Source organism: Nocardiopsis gilva YIM 90087 (assembly GCF_002263495.1).
Lineage (GTDB): Bacteria > Actinomycetota > Actinomycetes > Streptosporangiales > Streptosporangiaceae > Nocardiopsis_C > Nocardiopsis_C gilva.
Genome location: NZ_CP022753.1, coordinates 192024 through 207599 on the forward strand (window position 1 = coordinate 192024; position 15576 = coordinate 207599).

17 protein-coding genes are annotated in these 15576 nt (G+C 66.9%); 8 read left to right on the forward strand and 9 right to left on the reverse strand.

The window, feature by feature from the left end; translation table 11 throughout:
- The first annotated feature begins 15 nt into the window (after positions 1–15).
- A complete protein-coding gene (locus CDO52_RS27055; RefSeq protein ID WP_083919932.1) occupies positions 16–213 on the forward strand; it encodes a hypothetical protein in 198 nt (65 codons plus the stop codon).
- Positions 210–692, forward strand: a complete 483-nt coding sequence (locus CDO52_RS01160; protein ID WP_017619591.1) for a hypothetical protein — start codon at positions 210–212, stop codon at positions 690–692. Before CDO52_RS27055 ends, CDO52_RS01160 begins: the two co-directional genes overlap by 4 nt.
- Positions 693–815: 123 nt before the next feature.
- Here the strand turns inward: CDO52_RS01160 and CDO52_RS01165 are convergent, their stop codons facing one another.
- Positions 816–1031 (reverse strand): hypothetical protein, encoded by a 216-nt coding sequence (locus tag CDO52_RS01165; RefSeq protein WP_017619592.1) that lies wholly within the window; start codon positions 1029–1031, stop codon positions 816–818.
- Positions 1028–1471, reverse strand: coding sequence for a hypothetical protein (locus tag CDO52_RS01170; protein WP_017619593.1), 444 nt, complete (start codon positions 1469–1471; stop codon positions 1028–1030). The genes CDO52_RS01165 and CDO52_RS01170 overlap by 4 nt, the downstream gene beginning before the upstream one ends.
- A gap of 426 nt (positions 1472–1897) precedes the next feature.
- On the opposite strand from CDO52_RS01170, the gene CDO52_RS01175 reads away from it, so the two are divergent.
- Positions 1898–2776, forward strand: coding sequence for a helix-turn-helix domain-containing protein (locus CDO52_RS01175; protein ID WP_033300785.1), 879 nt, complete (start codon positions 1898–1900; stop codon positions 2774–2776).
- The gene (locus CDO52_RS01180) at positions 2769–2960 is read left to right on the forward strand and encodes a DUF397 domain-containing protein (RefSeq protein ID WP_017619596.1); all 192 of its coding nucleotides are present in this window, start codon (positions 2769–2771) and stop codon (positions 2958–2960) included. Before CDO52_RS01175 ends, CDO52_RS01180 begins: the two co-directional genes overlap by 8 nt.
- Before the next feature lie 88 nt (positions 2961–3048).
- On the opposite strand, the gene CDO52_RS01185 is transcribed toward CDO52_RS01180, so the two are convergent.
- From CDO52_RS01185 to CDO52_RS01200, 4 genes are all read right to left on the reverse strand, one after another.
- The gene (locus CDO52_RS01185; RefSeq protein ID WP_017619597.1) at positions 3049–4299 is read right to left on the reverse strand and encodes a DUF4407 domain-containing protein; all 1251 of its coding nucleotides are present in this window, start codon (positions 4297–4299) and stop codon (positions 3049–3051) included.
- 115 nt (positions 4300–4414) lie between these two features.
- Positions 4415–5653 (reverse strand): hypothetical protein, encoded by a 1239-nt coding sequence (locus tag CDO52_RS01190; protein WP_017619598.1) that lies wholly within the window; start codon positions 5651–5653, stop codon positions 4415–4417.
- Between the two features lie 19 nt (positions 5654–5672).
- Positions 5673–7985 (reverse strand): hypothetical protein, encoded by a 2313-nt coding sequence (locus CDO52_RS01195; protein WP_017619599.1) that lies wholly within the window; start codon positions 7983–7985, stop codon positions 5673–5675.
- Positions 7986–7996: 11 nt separating this feature from the next.
- Complete coding sequence (locus CDO52_RS01200; protein WP_017619600.1) at positions 7997–8665, reverse strand: hypothetical protein; 669 nt, start codon at positions 8663–8665, stop codon at positions 7997–7999.
- A 458-nt stretch (positions 8666–9123) separates the two neighbouring features.
- Here CDO52_RS01200 and CDO52_RS01205 point away from each other — a divergent pair, with 458 nt between their 5' ends.
- Positions 9124–9513 carry a hypothetical protein gene (locus CDO52_RS01205; protein WP_152471689.1) on the forward strand — a complete coding sequence of 130 codons (390 nt, stop codon included), beginning with the start codon at positions 9124–9126 and terminating at the stop codon, positions 9511–9513.
- A gap of 7 nt (positions 9514–9520) precedes the next feature.
- Here the strand turns inward: CDO52_RS01205 and CDO52_RS01210 are convergent, their stop codons facing one another.
- The 3 genes from CDO52_RS01210 to CDO52_RS01220 all read right to left on the reverse strand — a co-directional run bounded on the left by CDO52_RS01210 (position 9521) and on the right by CDO52_RS01220 (position 11426).
- Positions 9521–10222, reverse strand: coding sequence for a Crp/Fnr family transcriptional regulator (locus tag CDO52_RS01210; RefSeq protein WP_017619602.1), 702 nt, complete (start codon positions 10220–10222; stop codon positions 9521–9523).
- A gap of 96 nt (positions 10223–10318) precedes the next feature.
- Positions 10319–10612: a hypothetical protein gene (locus CDO52_RS01215; protein ID WP_152471690.1), complete on the reverse strand. Its 294-nt coding sequence runs from the start codon at positions 10610–10612 to the stop codon at positions 10319–10321.
- Positions 10613–10913: 301 nt separating this feature from the next.
- Positions 10914–11426 (reverse strand): helix-turn-helix domain-containing protein, encoded by a 513-nt coding sequence (locus CDO52_RS01220; protein WP_017619604.1) that lies wholly within the window; start codon positions 11424–11426, stop codon positions 10914–10916.
- A 265-nt stretch (positions 11427–11691) separates the two neighbouring features.
- Between CDO52_RS01220 and CDO52_RS01225 the strand changes: the two genes are divergently transcribed.
- From CDO52_RS01225 to CDO52_RS01235, 3 genes are read left to right on the forward strand one after another with little or no spacing between them, the layout of a single operon-like run.
- The gene (locus CDO52_RS01225) at positions 11692–13074 is read left to right on the forward strand and encodes a 3'-5' exonuclease (RefSeq protein ID WP_017619605.1); all 1383 of its coding nucleotides are present in this window, start codon (positions 11692–11694) and stop codon (positions 13072–13074) included.
- Positions 13071–13784, forward strand: coding sequence for a DarT ssDNA thymidine ADP-ribosyltransferase family protein (locus tag CDO52_RS01230; protein WP_017619606.1), 714 nt, complete (start codon positions 13071–13073; stop codon positions 13782–13784). The genes CDO52_RS01225 and CDO52_RS01230 overlap by 4 nt, the downstream gene beginning before the upstream one ends.
- Positions 13781–15541, forward strand: coding sequence for an ADP-ribosylglycohydrolase family protein (locus CDO52_RS01235; protein ID WP_026125958.1), 1761 nt, complete (start codon positions 13781–13783; stop codon positions 15539–15541). The genes CDO52_RS01230 and CDO52_RS01235 overlap by 4 nt, the downstream gene beginning before the upstream one ends.
- Positions 15542–15576: the final 35 nt, after the last annotated feature.

The window sequence follows — 15576 nt, forward strand, 5'->3', positions numbered from 1 at the left end:
CTCGGGGGTCTCCCGATGGAAGTCGAACACCCGCCCCGCGTACTCTCCCAGGTCGCCGCAGGGCAGCCCGACCTTGGCGGCGTGCGGCGGCGGCTACACGACTGGTACCGCGGGGCTGCGGTGTTCCACCGCGAGCCCGCCGTGGCCGAGGCGCGCGAAGGGCTGTCGAATACTCTGCTGGCCGAGCAATCGACCATGAAGGAGCTGGCATGACGCGGATCGGGATCACCGGTCACTCGAACCTCTCAGCCGACAGCGTGCCCCTCGTTCGCGACGCCTTGGCCGATCTGCTCGCCCCGTATGCCGACGGCGACTTGGTCGGCCTCTCCTGTCTCGCGCGAGGTGCTGATCAGGTCTTCGCCGAGGTCGTCCTGGATGCCGGCGGAAAGCTTGAAGTTGTCCTTCCCGCAGTCGACTACCGCGAGGCGAAGGTCAAGCCGCACAACCTCGACCAGTTCGACGAGCTCCTGATGCGCTCGACGCTGGTCCGGTATATGCCGCACAAAACCGCGGGTCGAGCGGCCTACGAAGACGCCAATGAGGCGATCCTGGGCGGGATCGACCGCCTCGTTGCCGTCTGGGACGGCCAGTCGTCCGGCGGGAAGGGCGGCACCGGTGACGCGGTCAACGCCGCGCGGGGCCGGGGAGTCCCGGTGGACGTGGTCTGGCCCGAGGGTGCTCGCCGGGAGTGAATCCTGGTGGGGGCGGCAGCGGGGAGCCCGTTGGCTGATCCTGGGCCTAGTCGTAGTGGCAGGTCAGGGGTTGCCCGACCCTGCCCCCTCCGCAGGGTCGGGCAACCGGTTTGGGGGGGGCGGTCAGCCGCGTTCAGCCTCGACCTGGGCGAGACGGGCTTGCACCACGGCCAGGTAGGCGTGGGTGCGCTTGGTTCCGGTGACGTGGTCGGTCAGGTGGAACCGCCAGCCGTCATCGGTGCGGTGCCAGGTGAGCGTGCAGTCGAGGCCTTCGGCCTTCTGCCGGACTTCGGTGAAGATGTCGCCGAGGTGGCCCGGCGGGAGCTGGGGGAAGATCATCGCAGCCTCACCTGCGCTGGGCAGTCGGTGGGATAGGTGCGCTCGGTGGTGAGCACCGTCAGGTTCTCGGCGGTGGCTCCGCACACGGGTCGGCGTTGGCGCTGGATCTCGGCGGCGGCGACCAGCTCGGCCAGGTGGGCCGGGTCGCCGCCCGCGCCGAGGTCGGGGGTGACCTTGCGGACGTGGTAGCAGGAGGCCCCGCCGGGTCCGTGGAACAGCGTCACCGTGTAGGTGTGGGCGCGGCGCTTGAGCGCGATACCGGGCGGCATCTGCTCCCGGTAGGTACAGCGAAAGCGCACACCGTCGCGGCTGAGCGTCTCGGCCTGGTGGGTGATGTGGTCCCAGGCCTCTTCGACGGTGGTCACGGTGGTGTTGTGGTAGCGGGCCCAGGTCTCCAGTTTCCGGAGGGAAGTGACCGTCCAGGTCTTGAGGGTGCTCATCGGCCCACCTCAGAGAGGAACCGCTGGAAGGCGGCGTTCTGCGCTGAACGGCGGTGTTCCAGGGCGAGGAGGTAGGGACGGACGCGTTGAGATCGCCGTCGTCGAAGTAGAGTGTGCATCGTCAACAGAGCTCCTTGTTGGTCTGTTGGCCACGCCCCGGGAGTCCTGGCTGGAACCGACTCGCCGGGGTCTTTTTGTTGGAGCCTCGTCGCATGAGTGCGTCGGGGGACCCATGTGGCGAGAGCCTCACTTAGGCCTATAGTGACCGATCACATGCTTATTTGCAATCGTCATTTTTAAAGAGCTGCGACGAGCTTACTTGTCGATCATGCCCGTAGTTGAATGGTGCGTGAAATGTCTGGTTCGCCACGGCGGAACATAGGATCGGCCTCGTACGCAGGAGAGGCCGAGAGGAAGGCGAGCGACGTGATCAGCAGCCCCACGCTCAGACGCCGACGGCTCTCGCGCCGCCTGCGCGAACTGCGCGATCGTAAGGGCTGGACTGCCAGGCAGGTTGCTGACGAGGCGAAGAAACGCTCAGGTCGTCCTCGCGGGTGGTCGGACAGCAAGGTCATTCGCCTGGAGCGCGGTGAGTGGAAGCGTCTTCGTGTCGATGATGTCCGCGTTCTCCTGGACATCTACGACGTGACCGATCTCGATGAGATCGCTGCTTGCGAGCACCTGGCCAAGGAGGCCAACCAGAAGGGCTGGTGGGCCACCTTTGACGATGTGCTTGGGTCCGGGCAGTTCGTCGGACTGGAGACCGAGGCGTCACAGATCCGCACGTACCAGCCTGCTGCCATCCCAGGGCTGCTGCAGACCGAAGACTACGTTCGCGCGGTCATCCGTAGTGATGGCGTCGATGACGAAACAGAGGTCGAGAGGCGCGTAGCAGCCCGGATGCTTCGCCAACAGTTGCTGACCCGAAGCACCCCTCCCGCTTATCACGCCGTCATCGACGAGGCTGCTCTCCTTAGAGTCACCTCTCAACTTCGAGGTCAGCTCCAGCATCTGCTCGATGTAGGGATGCGGGATAATCTGGACATACAGGTGCTTCCGATTGATCGAGGGCCACATGCGGCAATGACGGGACAGTTCGTCATCATGGACTTTCCGTCCCCTGACCCGCCGATCGTGTACCTGGAGACGCTGTCCGAGGAGATCTACTTGGAGAAGGTCGCCGATATTCAGCGTTACCAGCAGATCTATGACTTCGTGCGGACGGAAGCTCTTCCTCTGGACGAATCACGAGAGATCATCCAGAACCTGCTCATCTCCCGTAACCAGGACGCCACCAATGCGTGAACCCCACATGGTCTTCCGCAAGTCGAGCTACAGCGGCGCTAGAACTCAAGACTGCGTCGAGGTGGCCGACCTGCCTGGCGGGGCGGCTGTCCGCGATACTCAGAACCGCCGCCTCGGCCACCTGACCTTTGATGCCGCCGAATGGCGCGCCTTCCTGACCGACGTGAAGCGCGATCGCCTGTAGCAGGACCCAATCGACACAGGCCCTCGATCCCCGGTGGGGTCGAGGGCCTATCACATATCCAGCAGCTGTCTCCGCAGGAAACCCGTAATCACTGCGCCTTGTCGTCTGCTGGTGCGTCCTGGTCGCCGCGGAACCTGGCGGCGAGGGCGTCGATCGCGGTGTTGAGGTCGGCGCCGCTTTGGGCGCGGTCGGTGTGGGCCTCCAGTTCGGTGTGGCGGATGTGGCGTTCCCTGTTCATCTCGCGGGTGCGGAGCTCTTCGTCCTTCTCGTCGGTTTCCCTGCGGTACCTGAGTTCGAGTTCCTTCTCATAAAGGTCGGACTCCTGGCGGCGCTGGCGCGAGCACAGCCGGTCGTAGGCGCTCACGCCGCCGAGCAGCTTGGTCAGGACGGGCAGCGCGTCGACGGTGATGAGGAGGAGGCGCAGCGCCCACTCCCCGATGAACACGTAGGCGCTGTTCTGGGACAGCCGGTGGAGCGCGTCCATCTCCTCCAGGATTCCGGCCTCGCCGTCCTCGTCGGCGCGTGCCGCGATCTTGTCGTCGATCTGCTTGGTCAACGCGCTCTCGTAGTCGCCGGACGCCTCGCCGACCTTGCTCTCCAGGGAACCCACTGTTCCGTCGAGTTCGAGGAGCCGTCGCTGGTGCTCGTCGAGGCGGCTGTCCGACCGGTAGTCGTCCGCCTCCCTTCGGAGCCGCTGACAGTTGGGCCCTGCGCCTACACGTCCGGTGAGACCGTCGCCCTCCGTCCCGTTGCACTCGCGGCGGGCCAGGTCATTCTTCTTCGCGAGCGTGCTCTCGATCTCCCCGATCCGCTCCGCGAGGTCATCGCGTTCTTCCGTCGCCGAGTCGAGTTCCTCCCGTACCGAGAGAAACGTCGAATCGGACACCGTGATGAGATGGTCGTCGCAGTTCGGGTCGTCGACCTTCTCACCTGAGACCGGGTTGCACCGCCGCAGCATCGACGCGTAGGAGTCCACCTCGTCCTGCGAGGTCCGCTCCACCTCCCGTTCGATCGCGGGTTGGAAAAGATACAGGAGCAGCGGCTCGGCGACGACGAAGCCGATCAGGACCGCCAGGGCGATGCGCCCTGCCAGCACCCGAAGCTTCATGACGCCTGCCGTGCCATGGGTGGTGGACACCAGCCAGCAGTCCAGCGCGAGGATGAGGGCGGCCCAGAACAGGGCGAGCGGGATGAGGAGGGGCCACGGCGTCGGGGTGAACCGGCCCAGGCCGATCAGCGCGGCCAACCCCGCCATGCATCCGGTCCCCAGGATGACCAGGCCCTGCCGGGTGTAGCGGGCGCGCTCGCCGGGATGCCAGGCAAGGAGCTCCTCGCTCACGCCGGTGAGCCTGCGTACCTGGCGTCCCCAGCCTGTGTCCTCTGCGGCCGGCCGATACGGCTCCTGCGGTGGAACTGACGGAGGTGTGGGGAGAGGCGCCGACCGCGTCGCGGAGTCAGTCGTCATGGTCGTCCTCCCGGATGTCCAAAGACGCGCGATCACTGCGGTCGCCACTGTGCTCTGTACGGCGAGCGTTCTCGCCTTCGTCCGCTTCACGGTCCGAGGCCGAGCGGCCCGTGTCGGCCTCCGCTTCGGGGAGCGCCTTCTCCCGCACGGATGAATCGACCGGGGTGGGCTGCGTCAAGGGGGTGGAGGTCCCCAGCTGTTCCGCCAGGATGCCGCGAACGTCAATGGGGACGTCGTCGCCGTGGCCGTAGCGGATCGCGGTGGTGAGGACCTCCTTCTGCAGGTGCTCCCGACGGTGCCGGTCCTCGCGTGCCCAGACCTCCCACTCGTGTTCCCGTGCCTCCCGGCGCAGGGCGTCCTCGCGCTCCTGCTCCCGCCGTTGCTGCTCATCGGCGCGCTCCTCCTGGAGCCGCCGTTCCTCCGCCAGTTCTTCACGGTCGCGCTCAGCGGCGATCCGGTCGGCGAGCTCGCTCAGGCTGGTCTTTCCTTCGGCGACGCTCAAGGTCAGTGCCTCAATGGTGCGGTTCTGGATCGACTCGCTGAGCCCGACCATGATCTCGCGGGTGAAGGTGGTGACCATCCCACGGATCTCCTGCTCATTGGATGTCTCGCGACGCTTGGTGAGATGTTCCTTGAGCACGTCCGGCGTCTTGATCTCCGTCCCGGCGTATTCGATGCGCATTCCGGGGACGTGCGGCGGCATGAGCTCGGTATAGGCCTGGATCTGCGAACTCACCACATCGCGCACAGTGTTGACCTCGGAGAGCGTGTGGCTCTGACCGAGCCGGTGGAGCTTCTCGTATTTCCGGAGGTAGATGTCGATGATCTGGTGAGCGTCACCACGTCCGGCGCGAACCACCGTTTCCGCGTCGGTCACCGTGCAGGTGAACGTGATCTGGAGGGTGAAGCCGGCGTCCTCGGCGGACGGGATCTCGCGCTCGATGGTCACGGGGACGTCGTGTCCCAGGTCGACCAGGCTCACGTGGTCGGCGGTCGTCACTCTGTCGTCGTCGAGCGGCGTCTCTCCACTGTCGACGAGGTAGCCGCCCCCGGTGCGGTACACCAGCACCTGGTGTGCCTCGGCGCTCGGGAGCTCCGAGCGGTCGCGGCGACGGCCGCCCAGGCCCAGAAATCCGCGCCGCGTGGGCGGCTGGAGTACACGCCGCTCGACGATCGGGAACGCGGGAGTGCGCGTGTCCATGTCCGAGTCCGTGTCGGTGGTGCTCATCGTCTTCTCTCCCGGTTTCCTAGGCCGTGGACGTGCTCGGGCCGATGGCCCTGAGCAGGATCGCGAGGATGTGTTCGGCGAACGGTCGTTCTTCGTCGGGGCGGCGGGCGATGGTCGTGAAGGCGGCGCGAAAGTCCTCGTGCTCGTCGCGTGGCAGGGCCTCGGCGAGAGACGCGACGAGCGCCTGGCTTCGCTTGTCGGCGTCGGCGCTCAGCAGCCGGAGGGCGCACAGCGTCTCCCAGAGCGCGAGGATGGCGGAGCGCCGAACCGGCCGATGCACGATGACGGCCGCCCACAGGTCTGCGACCTGCGGGATGACCGTGGGATCGCGGTCGATGTGGAGCGCGACGGCCGGAGCGTCGTTTCGCGCGGATTCGACGGTCAGGACGGAGAGGACCGCGCGCAGTGCGAGCGTGCGGCGATGGCGGGTCCGATCGTGCGGACGGGTGCTGCGGAGAAGTTCCTCCACCCGCCTGAGCAGTTCCCCGGCGCTCTGCTCCTGGTCGGTCAGGGTGCCGAACAGGGCGCCCAGGGCGATGGCCGCGTCAAGGCCCAGCGCCGGTCCCGGAACGTGGACTGCCGGTCGGAGCGGGTCACTCGCGTCCACGATGATCCGCATGAGTCGGCGGATCGCCTCGGAGAGGTAGCGCACCCCCAGTGCCCCGCTCCACGCGAGCACCCCGGTCTCCTGCTGCTCATTCGTTCCCTCGGTGGTCCACCGGACGGCGGTGCGCAGCGCCACGGGCGCGAGCCGGTCGTCCCGGCACATCACCCACAGGACATAGGTCGCGGTGATCTGGCCCGCCCAGTCGGCGGCGCCCCGCGACCACGGTTCCAGGTAGGTCTCCGCGACTTCGTCCAGTGCGCTTGCCGCGAGCGTCGCCAAGCCCTCGGCCGTCGGGACACGGAACCGCTGCTCGGCGATGACCGTGTCGATCCAGGTCCGCACGGCGTCCCAGAAACGCACGTCGAAGCGTTCCCACAGCTCACGGAGGACCTCGACACGGTCGTTCGCCTCCAGGAATACCGGTATCCGCTGCCGGACCCCGTCCGCATGGTGGTGCTCCACGCGGACCAGGTCATGGGAGAAGCGGCCGATGCGCCGCTGAGGCAGCACATCCTGGCCGGGTGGGGGCGGCTGCGGCGCCTCGCATCCTGTGCTCGGCCGTACCGGGGGAGGCATCCGTGCGGCGAGCGCGGCGTCGAGGCGCAGTGCGGTGGCCTCGATGTCACGCTGCTTCATCCCGAGCATGAATGCGAGGGCGGTGATCTCCACGATCTCGTCGCGGGAGCGTTGGCGACCGCCGTCGTGGTCATCGGCGTGTCCGCTCGTGGGCGGTTCAACGTGCTCACCGCCGAACCACTGGCCGATCCGCTGCCGGTCGGCTTCGCGGAACACCTCGGTCACCGCGGCTTCGGGGGCCTCGCCTTGGGCGAGCCGGTTCGCGACTTCGACGAGGTCGGCCATGGTGCATTCGTCGGGGACCGATGCGGCCGCCGCGTCGGTGCCGCCATCGGCGATTCCGGAGCCGAGCCGCTCGCGCAGGACGTGGCCGGTATCAGGACGCCGCCAGGGAATATGCGCTACGGATTCGGCCGACGGCGCACCGGGACGCGGGGTGGTCGTGATCACCAGGTGGGCGCCGGCGTCGGTGACCCGGTCGCGCAACGCCTTCCAGTGGAAGTCGCGCTCTTGGAGCGGGCCGTGCCCCTGGCCGCCGAACCAGTCGAGGACGATGTAGCCCCTCCCGCGCGTGTAGGAACGCTCGGTGAGCTCATGGAGGGACATCGAGGGCGAGAGCACCACGACGAGGCCCTCCGTCACGTCGCGGATCAGCGAGATCGCGCCGGTGCGCCGCCCGAGACCGGGATCCCCCGTGAGGACGACGAGGTGGGCCTTGCGGAGCTCTTCCCTGGCCTGCTGGTAGGGGGCGGGATGCACGATGTGCCGCAGTGCCGTGCGGACTTCGGCGTCACTTAGGCGCCCGGTTACCTTGGCCGCCGCCGGACGGCCCGTCCCGGCAGCGATTCCGATGGTGCTGTCCCCGGCGCTGACCGGACCGTTGAAGTAGTTGTTGACCGCGAACATCCGGTCGGCACGCTCGTCGGCACCGAGTCCGCTAGCTCCGGAATCACGAGTGTCGTCGGGGTCCGACTCCCGGCCGTCCCGCTCGGCCTTCTCCTCGTTCTCCGCCTCCTCGCTCTTCCGCCGCTTGTCCTCCTTCTCTGCTGTCTCCCGCCGCTCCCTGGCCGGGCCGTCCTCCGCCGCGGCGTGAGGCGCGGCATCGACCGGACCGTCTCGCCCCGCGTCCCCGGACGATTCGTCGGTCACCCGTTCCTCCCCTACTCGAAGCGCATTCCGATGACGCCGTTCGAGGCGTCGACCTGGTCGTTGAACTCGTTGTGCACCACGTGTCCGGCGCTGTAGTGCTTCGCGTCCCGCGGACCGCCGCCCGACGTCGCGGCGTCCCGGTCAGCGGCACGCGTCGGCGGGCTCGAGGGCTTCTCGGCTCCGGGGTCGTCCGGCTCGGATGCTCGGCCGAGATCGAGTCCGTGCACGTCGTGTCCTGGGACATGGATCCAGGCGTCCTCGGCGAACTCCTTGCTGACCACGCGCACGCACCGGAAGTCGGTCACCTCCAGGCCGGTGTGCCGCTGCATCACGGTGTCTAAGAAGACCGGTTGGGAGACGATGACCGCGAGGTCAGCGCCGGAGGAGGCGAGTGCTCGGCGGAGCACGTCGCTGTCGACCAGTCGGGCCACGGCGACGATGCCCTTGCCCCGGTACCCGTGGGGTGAGGCGACCGCGGTGCCGTGGTGGATCGCCAGGCGGAGCCGGAGCCGTGCCTCGGGCACCAGGTCGTGGTTGTAGCGGCGCAGCGCCGCCGCCAGCTCCCGGACACACGTCTCGACCACGACCGGTTCCGGAGTGTCCGCCGGGAGAACGGCGAGTTCGCCGTCTCCCGTCGAATTGACCTCCCAGGATGCGCGTTTGAGTCCGGAGCGCGTCACGGCCCGTCTGAGGAGCTGTGGCAGTGCTTCTTGAAAATCGGCCTGCCGCTGGTCATCCGCACTCCCGAATCCCTTGATATCGACAGACCAGAGCAGCCGGCGACCGAATTCTTCATGACAATCCATACCCTTCCTCCTCCTCAGTGCCCGTTCATCCGATTCGAACCTCGAACCCAACGCAAGTCTGGCGCGAAACAGTCAGGAGGATTCCTGATCAGTCGGCATTCTCATGGGCGAACTCCCTGATAAGGGCTGTGACGATACACACACCCGCAATTGCTGATTGATCCGGGATTATGGCAGAACCGCACGCTTCCAATGGAATCAGTAATCGAGGCCGATCGACCCCCAGGAAGCGCGAAAGGGTCAAAATGACGAATCAGGACCCAAACGACATTTCAGCCGCGTTGGCGTCCATAACCCTCTTTCAGAGCAATGTCCAGCAAGCAGACGGAAAAGTGGGCGCTCTGCTCGTGGCCTACGCTGGCGCCGCTGTGGCGGCGATGTCCTCCCAGTCGGAGCTCTCCGAGCGGGGCGACGTGGTGGCGGCGCTGCTGCTGGCGGGGTTCACCATCGCGTTCCTCGGTTCCGGGTATCACCTGGCGCAGGCGCTGCGACCCCGCATGGGCGTCCCCCACGGGGCGAACCGATTCGGGCTGACGGGGATAGGCGCGTCCTGGCCGGCTCCAACGCCCTTCACGAGTGCGGAGGCCTGGGAGATGTCACAGATGCTCGCCGCGATCGCGCAGCGCAAGAACTTCCATGTCGCCCGTGCCATCCCCTGGGTCGCCGGGATGCTCTCCGTGGGGATCGGCGGGGCGGTGGCGGGTCTGCTCCCGGGATCCTGACCGGGGTTCAGGCGAGGTCGGCGAATACCCGGAGGCGGTGAAGGTCGACCACCGTCACCTGCCGGTAGCGCGACCGGATGTAGCCGTCGTCCCGGAGCCCGCGCAACGCCTGCCCCACGGCGTCCTCCCTGGCCCCGATGAGTCGCCCGAGTTCCGCCTGGGAGAGGCGCACCCCGAGATCGAGGCCGTCGTCGGTCACCGCCCCATGGCGGTCGACGAGATCGACGATGACCCGGGCGAGGCGCACCGGGACCTCGTAGACCGCGAAATCGGTGCGACGACGCTCCGCCCACTCCAGGCGGTCGCCCAGCACAGAGCCGATCGCACCCCACGCATCCCGGTTCCGGTCCAGGAAGTTCATGAACACGGGAGTGGGGATCGCCTGGGCGATGGTCGGCGAGCACGTGGTCACCGTCGCCATCGGGGCCGATCCCCGCAACGGCCCCATCTCGCCGACCACATCACCGCTGACGCGGACCGCCAACAGGGTCTCGACACCGTTGGGCAGGCGGGTGGTGACCTTGACGCACGCGGAGTTGCCCGGCTGTGACGACCGGAGGACGTAGACCGTGTTCTCCGAGTGGCCCTGTCGAAGGAGCGTCGTGCTCGTCGGGTACGTCCGCGCTTGCGTCAGCCCGAGCAGATCCGCACGGGCGGCCTCACCAAGCCGGGACACGAACGTCCCCGCGGGCCACTTACTGATGAGCATGGCGGGTTCCGTCACTCCTCTCCATGGCGCCTCCCCAGTTTGCACTGCCAGCTCGGGCTTGTGGGAAGGGTGAGGGGAGCAGACGATGGGCCGCCGTCAGCTCGCGAGGACCGGATTGACCGGGATCAAGCCCCATTCGTCTTCGTAGCGGCGCAGGAATCTGGCTGTCACCGGCGCGTCCAGGTCGTAGCGCCTTTCGATCTGGTGCTGGTACTCCACGGGGTCGATCCGCGGGTCCGTGATGCCGGACGCTTCGCACAGCAGCTCGCGCGGCGCGCCGAAGAGCTGGCCTTCATAGGCGCGCAACAGCTGGCCCAGGATGATCCCCTGGTTCACGGTCACCAGCACGCCATCCGGGTCTCCGCGCCCGAACGGCAGGCTCGTGGTCACGAACTCCGTGCCCTTGGGGAGAGGAGCGACAGTGATCGCGAGCGGATACTTCCAATCCCGGCCTGAGCGGTCCTCCGGGGGATGCGGGGCGCTGGGCACGGTCCCTCCCTGTCACGTGCACGAATACGGACCTATAGCGGGGTGATCATGGTAAAGGGCGTGGCTTCGCCGATTCCACGCGCGACCACGACGAACAGCCTCGAATCGATCAATCGCGGGCGGGATTCGGCGCAGCGACGGGCTTTTCGCGTCTCGTGGCCGGATCCGGCCACCTGCCTGGACAACGACGCCACGAGGGTCGCTAGTCGTTTCCCCTCAGTCGGCGCCGATGCCGACGTTCGGTGTGGATGATCATGAGCGCCTGGCTGCGCGCGACCTCCAGGGCCTTCTCCAGCAGCGCTTCCCGTTCCGCAAGTGTGAGGTCGTCATCGGCGGTCAGGTCGGCCGAGACATCGTCATAGATCCGCTGCACGAGGTTGACTCCCTGCCTGCGGTAGTGGCGTGTCTCGACCCTGGAGCCTCTGTCGTACTCGGCGGCGATCAGCCGGTCCTCGACGGCCTTCGGCTCACCGCCGCCGGCCATGCGCCGGAACGAACCCGATTCCCACCCCAACTTCCGCTCCAGCTTGGCAAGGGCGAAATCGCTGTAACGCGTGCGTTCGCCGAGCTCCATGGCCTGCAGCAGCCGGTAGGAGATGGACGGCTGCATGCGAGCGAACTGAGCACGGTCCAAGCCGAGCGCCTCGCGACGCTTCCTCACTGCCTCGCCGACGTCGGCAATGTACGCACCGAGGTCTGTGCTGGGTCGCGGCATGCGCGCTCTCCTGAGGTTCTGGGCTGACATCGGCATCATTGCCGAACTTGCCTTCGGCATCAACAAGCAACAGGGCCCCGTCTCAGCAGCCACCGTGGGCTGCCCGCTGGTGACCGCGGCCGGCGGGAGCCCTTTCGGCCTCCATCAATGCCAACACCAAGAATGATACCTGGGTACTTGCCGTACATGCTTATAAATGCTTAGCTTCTCGCATGGCACGCACCTCACCGAGAGTCGTCATCCCCCCACACCCTGGAGAGGCCCCATGAACCTTCCCCAACCCAAGGGGCGGCAGAGCCACGTCATCTACCTCCCCGCCACGGGTCATCAAGTGGTTCTGGGAACCGCTGGAACCGGGAAGACGGTGATGGCGGCCATGCGCGCGCTCCACCTTTCCCAGCCCGGCGCCCCGGCCTGGGGCAGGACTCTCCTCATCACGTACAACAGAGCGCTGGCGAAGTATCTGGCGAATATGTCCGGCGGGGACACGGAGAACTTCCACATCCGTACCTATGGACGGTTCGCGCGTGGCTATCTAAAAGACCGCGGTCTCATACGCGGACGCAACATCCTCGGCAAGGGACGAGTCGGCTTCGTGCGGCGAGCCGTCCACGCGGCGGCCACGAACCACCCGGGGCTCAAGCTGTTCGAGCGCGAAGCGGAATGGTTCCGGGACGAGATCTCGTGGATCACCGGCATGGGATTTCAGGACAAGGAAGAGTACCTGGAATCCGAGCGTCTCGGCCGGAAGACCCCCATCAGGGGCCGGGCCAAGGAAGCCGTCTGGGATGTCCTTGAGCACTACCGCGAAGTGCGGAAATCAGCCGACTACGACTTCGACTGGGACGACATCGCCATAACGGTGCGCCACCAGCTGGCCCTCGACGACAGTCCGAGACACTACCGGCACATCGTCATCGACGAAGGCCAGGACCTCTCTCCCGAGCAGATCAGGTCACTGGCCGACGCCGCGGCCCCCGACGGATCGGTGACCTTCTTCGGCGACTATGCCCAGCAGATCTACGGGCAGGCCATGTCGTGGAAGTCCTGCGGCCTCAAAGTGAGAAAAGTCGAGAGGTTCCAGGACAACTACCGGAATTCCACCGCGATCGCCAACGTCGCGATCGCCCTGAGCTCCCAACCGTTCTTCGGGAAATCAGACGACCTCATAGCTCCCATCGCGCCGAGCGCAAACGGCCCCAAGCCGACCCTGGTGAAGTGCCGGAACCAGGAGGAGGAGATCAGGGTCATACGGGACACGGCCCAGCGGCTCGCCGCCGAGGGAACCGTGGCGATCATCGGCCGCACATGGGCCGACCTCGGCCTTGTCTGCCAGGGACTCTCCTCTCAGCGTCTCGACACCGTTCCGTACTCGTGGGACGCCGATCCGGGCATTTACCACACGACGTTCCACTCGGCCAAGGGGCTGGAATTCCAGTCGGTCCTCATACCTTTCTGTGGGGCAGCCAGCATGCCAATGCAGGAGACCGTCGACTATTTCGGCGCCGAGGACGCCTGGGAGCGCGAGGCCAAGCTCCTCTACGTTGCTATTACGCGAGCCAAGTCCGACCTCCTCATCACCTACAGCGGTGACCGGACCCCGCTCCTCCCCACCGACGACGGCCTGTTCACGGAGATCCAGCCATGACATCCTCGTGCCCCGAGGTCGCTGATGCCCTCCGCAAGTGCGCGTTCACCCGCCTCGCCCACTTCACTCCCGCGCGCAACCTGTCCTACATCCTCGGCGACGGCCTGATCCGCAGCAGTGCCGACTTGGCGCTGAAGGCTCCCGACTACTTCTCCCCGACCGACAGGGAGCGGTTCGACGGACACCCCGACAAAATCTGCTGCACGTTCCAGTACCCCAACGGTTACTATCTCGCCCAGGCGAGGGCCAAACCGGAATACATCAACTACCCCGACTGGGTATGCCTCTTCCTGGAGGCGTCGCTGGTGACCCGCCCCGGCACGCTTTTCGCCCCGCACAACGCGGCCAAGGACAACGGCGCGCACCTGAAATCAGGCGGTGAGGGGCTCCTCGCCTGCTTCGCCAACAGAGTGGGCGAACAGCACCGGAGACCCTCTCATCTGCCGGGCGCGGCCACCGACCTTCAGGCGGAAGCACTCGTGCCCGGGCCCATCGACATTCGCCACGTCACCGCCGTGGCCGTTCCCACCACAGATGACGCCGCCAACGAATGTTCTCGGCTGCGCGTGGTTGGACAAAACCCGGCCCGCTTGTCCTGGATTGTCTCCGATGCCCTGTTCGATAGGGACGAGCTGCGCAAGCGGATCCACGGTGGGAATTCCATCCCCCTGGCATCCTGGGAACCCTCAGATGATGGGGAGAGGCGATGACGGAGCCAACTCCTGTGGACTGGCGCGACCGGAGCCAGGGCACGTTGCTCGGGGCCGCGGTCGGAGACGCTTTGGGCTGGCCGCAGGAGCAGCGGAGCGGCATCGTCGGAGGTCGTAAAGCGCGACGGGTCGAGCCGCGGCTGGAGTTCCGCCCTTGGACGCGGTGGGGAGGCGGACGCTTCACGCGGTACAAGGACCCTGTTGCCGCCGGTGAGTACAGCGACGACACCCAGCTCCTCCTAGCCACGGCCCGGGCGTGCCTGACGGGTGACGACTGGCTGACGTGGCTGACCGACGTGGAACTGCGCGTGTGGTCTGTTTACCAGCGTGGTGGTGGACGTGCCGTCCTCAAGGCCACCCGGGCGTGGGCGAGGGGCACGGCCCCGTGGCGGTCGAGCAAGGACGAGGTAGACGAGTACTTCGCCGCCGGAGGCAACGGTGCGGCCATGCGTGTCGCTCCCCATGCGCTCCTCCTAGCGGAGGATGGATGTCCGCAGGACCTCGTCAGAAGAATCGTCCTCGACGGCATGACGACCCACGGACATCCCCGGGCCTTGGTCGGAGCGGTCGTCTATGGACTGGCGGTCTGGCACACACTGCGGCGGCGTGAGGCGATGCAGTACGGCGGTCTGGTCGACTGGCTCCTCACGTCGGCGGACTGGAGCGACCTGGCTGTCCCTCACGAGAACCTGCCCGATGACTGGCTGCGTGCGTTCGCCGAACACCATGGTCACGACTTCCGGCATTCCTGGGAGAACACAGGGCGGGAGATGCGGGATCTCCTGCGGACGGTCCAGTCCTCCCTGGAACGCGGACTTCTCGCCGACGACGACCAAGCTCTTCGGCAGCTGGGATGCTTTGACGCCAAGGTCAATGGGGCCGGGACGATCAGCGCCGCCGCGGCCTGCTATATCGCGGAGAGATTCGCGGTGAAGCCGCAGGCCGGTCTGCGCAAATCGGCGTTCCTCGCCGACGCCGACACCGACACGCTCGCGTCCATGTCTGGAGGGCTCCTCGGCGCGGTGCACGGCACGAAGTGGCTCGACGGTCTGACGCCGACGCTCCAGGACCACGGCTACATCGGCCGTCTGGCGGAGAGGCTGTCCCCGCCCAGACCTGACGTAGAGCCTGCGTCCTTCCCCGCCCCGGACACCAGGGCATGGCTGGAGTCAGTCGCCGCTGCCGAGCTTCCCGACACCTTCGTCGACGGACGCGGCGTGCGTGACGCGCGATGGATCGACCTGGAGAGTTCCGGAAAACAGAGGACGGCCCGGCTCAGCCTCACCTTGGACGACGGCCAGCATGTGATGATCGACCGGCAGCTTCGCACCCAGCAGCGTCGAGAACCGGCCGTGCGCACCGAGACCGCGGCAGCTGGGCGGCCGGAGGTCTCCGAACACCGGACCGCCGAGCCACCCACGGTCACGCGTGTCGCTCTCCAGGTCAGGAATCTGAGCGAGACCCGCAACTTCTACGCCGGTGTGCTGGGCGTCCAGGTCAGAGAGAGCGAGCGTGCCCTGTATGTGGGCAGTTGGCTCGCCTTCGTCGAAGGCCAGGAGGACCCTCACCTGACCCTCGGTCCCACCGCCCAGGTCGTCGTCGCATGTCCGGACCCGAAAGGCGTCGAGGAGCGGCTCAAAGAGCACGGAATCCAGCCCCTCGCACGAGGTCCAGACGACGTGGACGGCTCGCTTCGCGTCCGCGACCCCGACGATAACGAGGTACTCCTGTGGCCGCCGAAGACCCGCTCAGGCTAGGCCGGAGCGTTTGACGGAGACGGACCAGGCGGCGC

Coding starts and splice junctions, on each gene's coding strand:
- CDO52_RS01235 (WP_026125958.1), top strand. CDS start 13,781: ATGACGGAGCCAACTCCTGTGGACTGGCGCGACCGGAGCCAGGGCACG.
- CDO52_RS27055 (WP_083919932.1), top strand. CDS start 16: ATGGAAGTCGAACACCCGCCCCGCGTACTCTCCCAGGTCGCCGCAGGG.
- CDO52_RS01220 (WP_017619604.1), bottom strand. CDS start 11,426: ATGCCGCGACCCAGCACAGACCTCGGTGCGTACATTGCCGACGTCGGC.
- CDO52_RS01210 (WP_017619602.1), bottom strand. CDS start 10,222: ATGCTCATCAGTAAGTGGCCCGCGGGGACGTTCGTGTCCCGGCTTGGT.
- CDO52_RS01190 (WP_017619598.1), bottom strand. CDS start 5,653: ATGAGCACCACCGACACGGACTCGGACATGGACACGCGCACTCCCGCG.
- CDO52_RS01170 (WP_017619593.1), bottom strand. CDS start 1,471: ATGAGCACCCTCAAGACCTGGACGGTCACTTCCCTCCGGAAACTGGAG.
- CDO52_RS01160 (WP_017619591.1), top strand. CDS start 210: ATGACGCGGATCGGGATCACCGGTCACTCGAACCTCTCAGCCGACAGC.
- CDO52_RS01230 (WP_017619606.1), top strand. CDS start 13,071: ATGACATCCTCGTGCCCCGAGGTCGCTGATGCCCTCCGCAAGTGCGCG.
- CDO52_RS01165 (WP_017619592.1), bottom strand. CDS start 1,031: ATGATCTTCCCCCAGCTCCCGCCGGGCCACCTCGGCGACATCTTCACC.
- CDO52_RS01180 (WP_017619596.1), top strand. CDS start 2,769: ATGCGTGAACCCCACATGGTCTTCCGCAAGTCGAGCTACAGCGGCGCT.
- CDO52_RS01225 (WP_017619605.1), top strand. CDS start 11,692: ATGAACCTTCCCCAACCCAAGGGGCGGCAGAGCCACGTCATCTACCTC.